This window comes from Coleofasciculus sp. G2-EDA-02 (assembly GCF_040226375.1).
Taxonomy (GTDB): domain Bacteria; phylum Cyanobacteriota; class Cyanobacteriia; order Cyanobacteriales; family Coleofasciculaceae; genus Coleofasciculus.
This window is the reverse complement of sequence record NZ_JAVKEW010000225.1, coordinates 1-7,760: the sequence shown is the minus strand read 5'-3', so window position 1 is coordinate 7,760 and position 7,760 is coordinate 1. Positions and strand designations below refer to the sequence as shown.

The following is a 7,760-nucleotide window of genomic DNA, read 5'->3' as shown; positions in this document are numbered from 1 at the left end:
GAGTTTTGCTGATGCTTTAGAAGCATTTCGTACAGCAATGTCAAGTGCTTTTATCGCTTGGTTAAACGAAAATAGAGACGTATTTGTCGCTTATAAAGCCAGTTTGGGCTTTATTTGGCGTTGATTTTTGTTTAAGTCCCGCTAGTTCCTCAAGTTAGCTGCACAATTGGCAGGTATTCCAATAGCTTCTTCCTTTTGAAGGGAAGAGGGGGATCTAAACGTCAGTCAAATCTGCCCCTACCAACCTTGTACCCTCTGCCTTGGATAGTAATTGTTTTGTGACTTGGCGGTTGAGATCTGGGCGAAGCATTCTTGAAGAAAGTTATGGGCTTCGTAGTAAGTTTTGGGCAAGAATGCTTCGCCCCTACAAATCCGACAAATCCAACGAATCCGACAAACCCGACAAATCCGACGAATCCGACGAATCCGAAAAATCCGACAAACCCTAAAAACAATAACCAAATAGGTTTAATCTTGGTTATACGCCTCCATACCCACACAAGAACAAACTAGATGGCGATCGCCAAAGGCATTGTCAATCCGCCCTACCGCCGCCCAAAACTTGTGTTCCCTTGTCCATGGTGCGGGATAAGCGGCTTGTTCGCGAGAATAGGGGCGATTCCATTCCCCTGCAATTAAAACCTCCGCCGGATGAGGAGCATTTTTCAGCAGATTATTCTCCCGATCAACCTCCCCTGACTCAATCGCCTCAACCTCTTGGCGAATCCCAATCATCGCATCACAGAACCGATCCAACTCCTCCTTTGACTCACTTTCCGTCGGTTCCACCATCATTGTCCCCGCTACGGGCCAAGAAACCGTTGGCGCATGGAACCCATAATCCATTAACCGCTTGGCAATATCATCCACCTCAATCCCGGCTGACTTTTTCAAGCCCCGCAAATCTAAAATACATTCATGCGCCACTAAACCCGACTTCCCCTGATACAAAATCGGATAATAAGGCGCTAAGCGATGGGCAATATAATTCGCATTCAAAATCGCCACCTTCGTCGCTTGGGTTAACCCATCTGCCCCCATCAAAGCGATATACATCCAGGAAATCGGTAAAATACTCGCACTTCCCCAGGGGGCTGACGCCACAACGCCCACGGAATCGTGATTTGTCACCGATCCATAACCTTTAACAAACGACACATCCGGCAAAAACGGCACTAAATGAGACTGTACCCCAATCGGTCCGATTCCCGGACCCCCACCACCATGAGGAATACAAAAAGTTTTGTGTAAATTTAAATGGCAAACATCTGCCCCATAGTCCCCAGGACGACACAATCCCACTTGGGCATTCATATTCGCCCCATCCAGATACACTTGTCCACCATGAGCATGAATCGTATCGCAAATTTCGCGGATTTCTTCCTCAAAAACGCCATGAGTAGACGGATACGTCACCATCAACGCCGCTAAATTCTGGCTGTGCTTTTCTGCCTTTGCCTTCAAATCCGCCACATCGATATTCCCTTGGTCATCACAGGCAACGGCTACCACCTTTAATCCTGCCATAACTGCACTCGCCGGATTCGTCCCATGGGCAGATTGGGGAATCAAACAAATCTGGCGATGTCCCTCACCCCGATGTTCATGATACTGGCGAATCACCAGCAATCCCGCATATTCCCCTTGCGCCCCCGCATTGGGTTGTAAGGAAATCCCGGCAAACCCGGTAATTTCTGCCAACCACGCCTCAAGCTGTTGGAATAAAATCTGATATCCCTGGGTTTGAGATAAGGGGGCAAAGGGATGAATTTGGCTAAATTCCGCCCAAGTAATCGGCATCATCTCGGCTGTGCCATTGAGTTTCATCGTACAAGAACCCAAGGGAATCATTGAGGTGGTGAGAGATAAATCCTTAGCTTGGAGACGATGGATATAGCGCAATAATTCGGTTTCTGAATGATAACGGTGAAAAACTGGGTCAGTAAGATAGGAACGGGTGCGGGTAAAAGGAGGTTCAAAGCTGTCAACGTCTCGTTTCAGCAGAGAGTCAACGGGAAACGGTAGCGAATCAATGCCCTCAACGCCAACTGATCCGAAAATATCCAGGAGAGTCACCACATCTTGGAACGTTGTCACTTCATCCAGGGTAATCGCGATCGCAGCTTCATCCAACACCCGCAGATTCATCCCCCTGGCTTGCGCCCCCTTGAGTATATCGCCGAGTTCCTGGGCATCTAACTCCACCCGCACCGTATCAAAGAACGGTTGTGAACTAATGTTATAACCCAAGCGTTCTAACCCGGCTGCCAATATCATCGTTAACCGATGGACACGCAGAGCAATTTGCTTAAGTCCCTCTGGTCCATGATAAACCGCGTACATACTGGCAATCACCGCCAACAAGACTTGGGCGGTACAAATATTACTCGTGGCTTTATCCCGACGGATATGCTGTTCCCGGGTTTGTAGGGCAAGGCGCAAAGCGGGTTTACCTTGGGCATCCTTAGACACACCGACAATTCGCCCTGGAACCTGCCGTTTATACGCCTCACGGGTGGCAAAATATGCCGCATGGGGTCCACCGTATCCCAGGGGTACACCAAAGCGTTGAGTCGTTCCTACGGCAATATCCGCACCGAATTCACCCGGAGGTGTCAGCAGGGTTAGACTCAAGGGATCAGCCGCAACCGTGACTAAACCGCCCGCCTCATGTACCTTACTCACAAACTCCCGGTAATCGTAAATCGTGCCATCAGTGGCAGGATATTGCAGTAATGCGCCAAAAATTGGCGACTCAAACTCAAATGTCTGATGATCACCGACAATAATCTCAATTCCCAATGGTTTGGCACGGGTTTGCACCACCTGAATCGTTTGGGGATGGCAATCCTGAGAGACAAAGAAGGCATTGGCTTTAGTTGTGCACAAGCCATAACTCATACTCATGGCTTCCGCCGCCGCTGTTCCTTCATCCAGTAACGACGAATTGGCGATATCCAAACCCGTTAAATCAATAATTAGGGTTTGAAAGTTCAGCAACGCCTCCAGTCGCCCTTGGGCAATTTCGGCTTGATAGGGGGTGTAGGCTGTATACCAGCCTGGATTTTCCAGAATATTCCGCTGGATCACCGGTGGGGTAATACAGTCGTGATACCCCATGCCGATGAATGAGCGAAACACCTGGTTTTTTGAGGCAATGTCCTGAAGTTGGGTAAGGGCAGCTTTTTCGCTTTGGGCAGGGGGTAAGTTGAGCGGATGATTTAGCCGAATGGTTGAGGGGACAGCGCCATCAATCAGTTCATCCAAGCTAGAGTAGCCCAAGATATCCAGCATTTGCCCTACGTCTTCAGCATTGACACCAATATGCCGTCTAGCATAAGAATCGGTTGATACTAAATGATCCGCCGCCGCAGAAACAGTTGGCTGAGAATCATTAGAGACGCCATTGAGGGTTGTGTCTGGATTAACTGAGACATTTGAGTTAGTCATATCAAACCGATTCATTCAAAGATTTGGGTGGATCAAGCCACTAGAGTCAGGACGACTCCTTATTATTTTTTAACAAACCATTCGCGATCGTGCTGGGTGTCGCGTCCAAATCTCCTTGATTCTTTCCTTCCCCCTGTCCCTCGACACCCCAACAAGGGCGGGTTTAGTTAAGTTAGGGCTATGTCTCCAGAACGTTATCGGTTAAACCCGCCCCTACCACCCTGCACCCCTGCACCCCTCCCTGCCCCTGTGATCCCCTAACGCTTACTCTTCTCCCTCAACCTGAGCCTGATATTCAGACGCCGACAAAGCGTCTTCTAATTCATCGGCATCATTAACCCGCACTTTCAGAAACCAGCCTTCACCATAAGGATCTTCAGCAATCACTTCGGGAGATTCCACGACAGCATCGTTGCGTTCAATCACCGTTCCTGTAACCGGGGCATACATATCCTCAACGGCTTTCACCGATTCAATCGTGCCAAAGGTTTCCCCTTTTTCCAAAGCACTATTCACATCGGGCAGTTCGATGAACACAATATCACCTAACTGATCGATGGCAAAGGCACTAATCCCGATAGTGGCAATTTCCCCGTCGAGTCGTACATACTCGTGGCTGTCTAGATACTTTAAGTCATCAGGATACTCTAAAGCCATTTCATCTCCTCAAGAAAGCAGCAAAGCTAAGTGTACAACTTCCGATCGCGCCATAATACATAATAAACAGATGGATAAAGAAATCCTCAAACGGCGGCTATTGGGTGAGTTTACCTGGAAACGACTCGTGCGATCGCTAATTTTTATCTACGTCTTCTTTGCCTTATACGTCTTCTTCTTCGCAGATCGGATGATTTTCCTACCCTCCCCCTCTAGCTACCCAGACACCCCTGACATTCTCAAATTGACGACGGCTGCCGATGAAACGATCCCCCTCTCCCACGGAAAACGCCTATTTGCCGCCGCCCCTGAACCAAAACTCTCCTTGTGGGTAGATGGTGCTAGTCATAATGATTTGTTCTGGGTGGCTGGGGAGCAATATGGGAAAACGTTACAAGAGTTTGCCCAGTTAATTGCCAAAACTCAATCCCCGGACAAATGACAGATGACCAATTCGTCAAGAAAGAATGACATCACCCCTGCTATTTTTGGTAAAAATCACTATAATTAATTTGGAAGGTATATATTCCGGGTAATTTACAACATTGTTTACAACCGTACTGCCTCAAACGACCCAACCCTTTGGGTCAATTCCCGATGACCTATTTAACGCCATTGACATCCTCAAGCAGGAACTCAACGCCGTTATCCTTGCCCACTACTACCAAGACCCCGATATTCAGGATATTGCCGATTATATTGGCGATTCTTTAGGACTTTCTCGCCAAGCAGCTAATACAGATGCAGATGTCATCGTCTTTGCGGGTGTTCATTTCATGGCAGAAACTGCCAAAATCCTCAATCCCGACAAACTCGTTCTCCTACCCGACTTAAACGCCGGTTGCTCTCTCGCTGATAGTTGTCCCCCGGATGCGTTTGCCCAATTTAAGGCAGAACACCCTGACCATTTAGTCATATCTTATATCAATTGCTCCGCCGAAATTAAGGCGATGAGTGATATTATTTGCACCAGTTCCAACGCCGTCGAAATTGTCCAGCAAATTCCCCCAGATCAACCGATTATTTTTGCCCCAGACCGGAATTTAGGGCGTTATGTGATGCAGCAGACGGGTCGTGATTTGCTCCTGTGGCAAGGGAGTTGTATTGTTCACGAAACCTTCTCGGAAAAGAGAATTGTACAGCTACAGATTGAACACCCCGACGCCGAGGTTATTGCTCATCCCGAATGCGAACCTCCGGTATTACGTCACGCGAGCTACATTGGCTCAACAACAGCGCTGTTGAAGTATTCGCAAACCAGTCCCCGTTCAAAATTTATTGTGGTGACAGAACCGGGAATTATTCACCAAATGCAAAAAGAAATGCCCCATAAGCGTTTTATTCCAGCACCTTCAACTAATAATTGTAACTGTAATGAATGTCCGTTCATGCGGTTGAATACGCTGGAAAAACTCTATCTAGCGATGAAGCAGCGTCAGCCAGAAATTACGTTACCCGAACACATTCGGATTGCGGCTTTACAACCGATTCAGCGCATGTTAGACATGAGTGCCAAGGTCAAGGTTTAAGTTCAGTCAGTGACAGGGTGGGGAAGGGCGGGTTTTGTAGAAACGTTATTGATTTCTCTGTTAATTTTCGTCCTAAACCCGCCCCTACATGGGATTTTATGCCGCGATATCAGATTGATATATTAACCGAAAACCGGACAACAAAACCCACCGGATTTTCCGGCGCGATCGCACGCCAAAGATGTAGGGGCGGGTTTAGGGTTAAAATGAGTTAACCAACCTCAAACTGCACAACGAAACCCGCCCTAATCCCTTAATCGAATGACTCCAGCTACTGTAAAAGAATCTCTAATTATTTTCACCCGCTATCCCGAACCAGGAAAAACCAAAACACGTATGATTCCCGCTCTAGGTGAGGAAGGTGCGGCAAACCTGCAACGCCAGATGGCAGAAAATACCCTGGCTAAAGCCAAAAAACTGCAAGAGTTTCATCCTGTATCTGTAGAAATTCATTTTGCTGGAGGGAATCAACAGCTAATGGAATTGTGGTTAGGTGCTGATGTGATTTGCCGTCAACAAAGTGAAGGAGATTTAGGCGAGCGAATGGCATCGGCATTTGAGAGATCATTTGCGGCGGGAATGACTGGAGTGGTGATTATTGGTACAGATTGCCCCGATTTAGACACTCAAATAATGTCTGAAGCATTTCAATGTCTTGAAGCGCACGATTTAGTATTAGGACCTGCCCAAGATGGGGGATATTATCTGATTGGTTTGCGGCGGTTAATTCCTGAACTCTTTGTGGGAATTAATTGGGGAACCTCACAAGTCAGACAACAAACTGTAAAGATTGCCGATAACTTGGGATTAGCCATCGCATTTGAGCCAATGCTCCATGATATTGACCGTCCAGAAGATTTGAGCAGGTGAGGACAGAATAGTTGTCCTCTATCGAAAGACTGATTTTTTTACCGAAAAAGTGTGATTAGATTAGCCCCGATCGAACGAACCGCCGACTTGAGCCTAACTAAGACTGTCGCCCCTGCTAGTGCTGCACCGGGGGAAAATGTAACCATCTCCATCACCGTCACCAATGATGGACCTCTAGCCACGACTGATGTGCGAGTTAGGGACTCATTACCCGCCGGATTGAGCTTTATTTCAGCAACAGCCAGCCAGGGAAGCTATGATAACCAAACTGGCGTCTGGACAGTGGGCAATCTTGATAACGATAGTAGCGCCACGTTGCAAATTGAGGCAACCTTAACCACAAGTGAAACGGTAGTTAATCGAGCGCAAGTGATAGCCTCAGATCGACCTGACCCAGATTCTACACCAGGAAATAGCATTGCTGGTGAGGATGACCAAGATAGTGCTACGATTCCCTTGCAATCGGTTGACCTCGGCTTGAGTAAAACAGCACGCCAAAACCGGGCAAATGTGGGAGACGATATAACGTATATTATTACTCTGACCAATAACGATACTAATGATGCTACCGATGTGGTGGTGACGGAACCCTTGCCAACTGAGGTAACATTCAGATCGGCAACCGCGTCTCAAGGTTCATACAATAGCAGAACCGGAATTTGGTCAGTGGGGAATCTAGCCAATGGTAACGAGGCTACGTTAGAGATTATCGCCACTGGGGATATTCCTGGTTCTGTTATTAACACGGCGGTGATTAGTGCTTTAGATCAAGATGATCCAAATCCTGGGAATGATCGAGCTAGTGCAGAAGTGTTTTTTGCCGGAGAACCGCGCCTGCTTCTGGTGAAGCGCATTACTCAGGTGAACAGAGATGGACAAGTGCTAGAAGGAATTAACTTTAATACTTTTGTAGACGATCCCAATGATCCTGATGATAATGCTAGTGGGTGGTCTCAGCTACCTGGGGGAGGGCTTTTAGGTGTTCCCAGAATTAGTCCAGATAGAGTTTTGCAAAGTGGTGATATTCTTGAATACACGATCTATTTCTTGTCAAATGGTGGCACAGGGGTTAATGGGGTGAATATCTGTGATCTCATTCCAGAAGGGACAAGGTTTATCTTAGCGTCCGGAGAAGACCCTCGCTTTTAGCGATGGGATGAATCCGGACAATCTTGGCTTTGAACGTAGACTTTTAGCTGTTCAATGGTAACACCGCCACAACTAGCGACAAAATAAGCGCCTGTCCATAAAACA

7 protein-coding genes and 1 pseudogene are annotated in these 7,760 nt (G+C 47.4%); 4 read left to right on the top strand and 4 right to left on the bottom strand.

Translation table 11 applies throughout. From position 1 onward, the window contains the following. Nucleotides 1-237: 237 nt before the first annotated feature. From RLO19_RS26255 to gcvH, 3 genes are all read right to left on the bottom strand, one after another. On the bottom strand, nt 238-462 hold the full coding sequence (locus RLO19_RS26255) for a hypothetical protein (RefSeq protein ID WP_446360334.1): 225 nt from the start codon (nt 460-462) through the stop codon (nt 238-240). Between the two features lie 6 nt (nt 463-468). Beyond that, a complete protein-coding gene (gene gcvP / locus RLO19_RS26250) occupies nt 469-3,450 on the bottom strand; it encodes an aminomethyl-transferring glycine dehydrogenase (protein WP_446360333.1) in 2,982 nt (993 codons plus the stop codon). A 264-nt stretch (nt 3,451-3,714) separates the two neighbouring features. Then, nucleotides 3,715-4,107 (bottom strand): glycine cleavage system protein GcvH, encoded by a 393-nt coding sequence (gene gcvH / locus RLO19_RS26245; protein ID WP_446360332.1) that lies wholly within the window; start codon nt 4,105-4,107, stop codon nt 3,715-3,717. 70 nt (nt 4,108-4,177) lie between these two features. Between gcvH and RLO19_RS26240 the strand changes: the two genes are divergently transcribed. From RLO19_RS26240 to RLO19_RS26225, 4 genes are all read left to right on the top strand, one after another. Beyond that, a complete protein-coding gene (locus tag RLO19_RS26240; RefSeq protein ID WP_446360331.1) occupies nt 4,178-4,549 on the top strand; it encodes a hypothetical protein in 372 nt (123 codons plus the stop codon). 103 nt (nt 4,550-4,652) lie between these two features. Beyond that, nucleotides 4,653-5,636, top strand: a complete 984-nt coding sequence (nadA, locus tag RLO19_RS26235; RefSeq protein WP_446360330.1) for a quinolinate synthase NadA — start codon at nt 4,653-4,655, stop codon at nt 5,634-5,636. Nucleotides 5,637-5,897: 261 nt separating this feature from the next. After that, nucleotides 5,898-6,506, top strand: a complete 609-nt coding sequence (locus tag RLO19_RS26230) for a TIGR04282 family arsenosugar biosynthesis glycosyltransferase (RefSeq protein ID WP_446360329.1) — start codon at nt 5,898-5,900, stop codon at nt 6,504-6,506. Between the two features lie 51 nt (nt 6,507-6,557). Next, complete coding sequence (locus RLO19_RS26225; protein ID WP_446360328.1) at nt 6,558-7,655, top strand: hypothetical protein; 1,098 nt, start codon at nt 6,558-6,560, stop codon at nt 7,653-7,655. Here RLO19_RS26225 and RLO19_RS26220 read toward each other — a convergent pair. Continuing rightward, nucleotides 7,652-7,760: pseudogene (locus RLO19_RS26220) on the bottom strand (IS200/IS605 family transposase); the annotation flags it as partial. The gene RLO19_RS26225 and the pseudogene RLO19_RS26220 overlap by 4 nt on opposite strands.

Excerpts from the sequence above, each read along its gene's own strand:
- gcvP (WP_446360333.1), bottom strand. The coding sequence starts at position 3,450 with ATGACTAACTCAAATGTCTCAGTTAATCCAGACACAACCCTCAATGGC.
- gcvH (WP_446360332.1), bottom strand. The coding sequence starts at position 4,107 with ATGGCTTTAGAGTATCCTGATGACTTAAAGTATCTAGACAGCCACGAG.
- RLO19_RS26240 (WP_446360331.1), top strand. The coding sequence starts at position 4,178 with ATGGATAAAGAAATCCTCAAACGGCGGCTATTGGGTGAGTTTACCTGG.
- RLO19_RS26230 (WP_446360329.1), top strand. The coding sequence starts at position 5,898 with ATGACTCCAGCTACTGTAAAAGAATCTCTAATTATTTTCACCCGCTAT.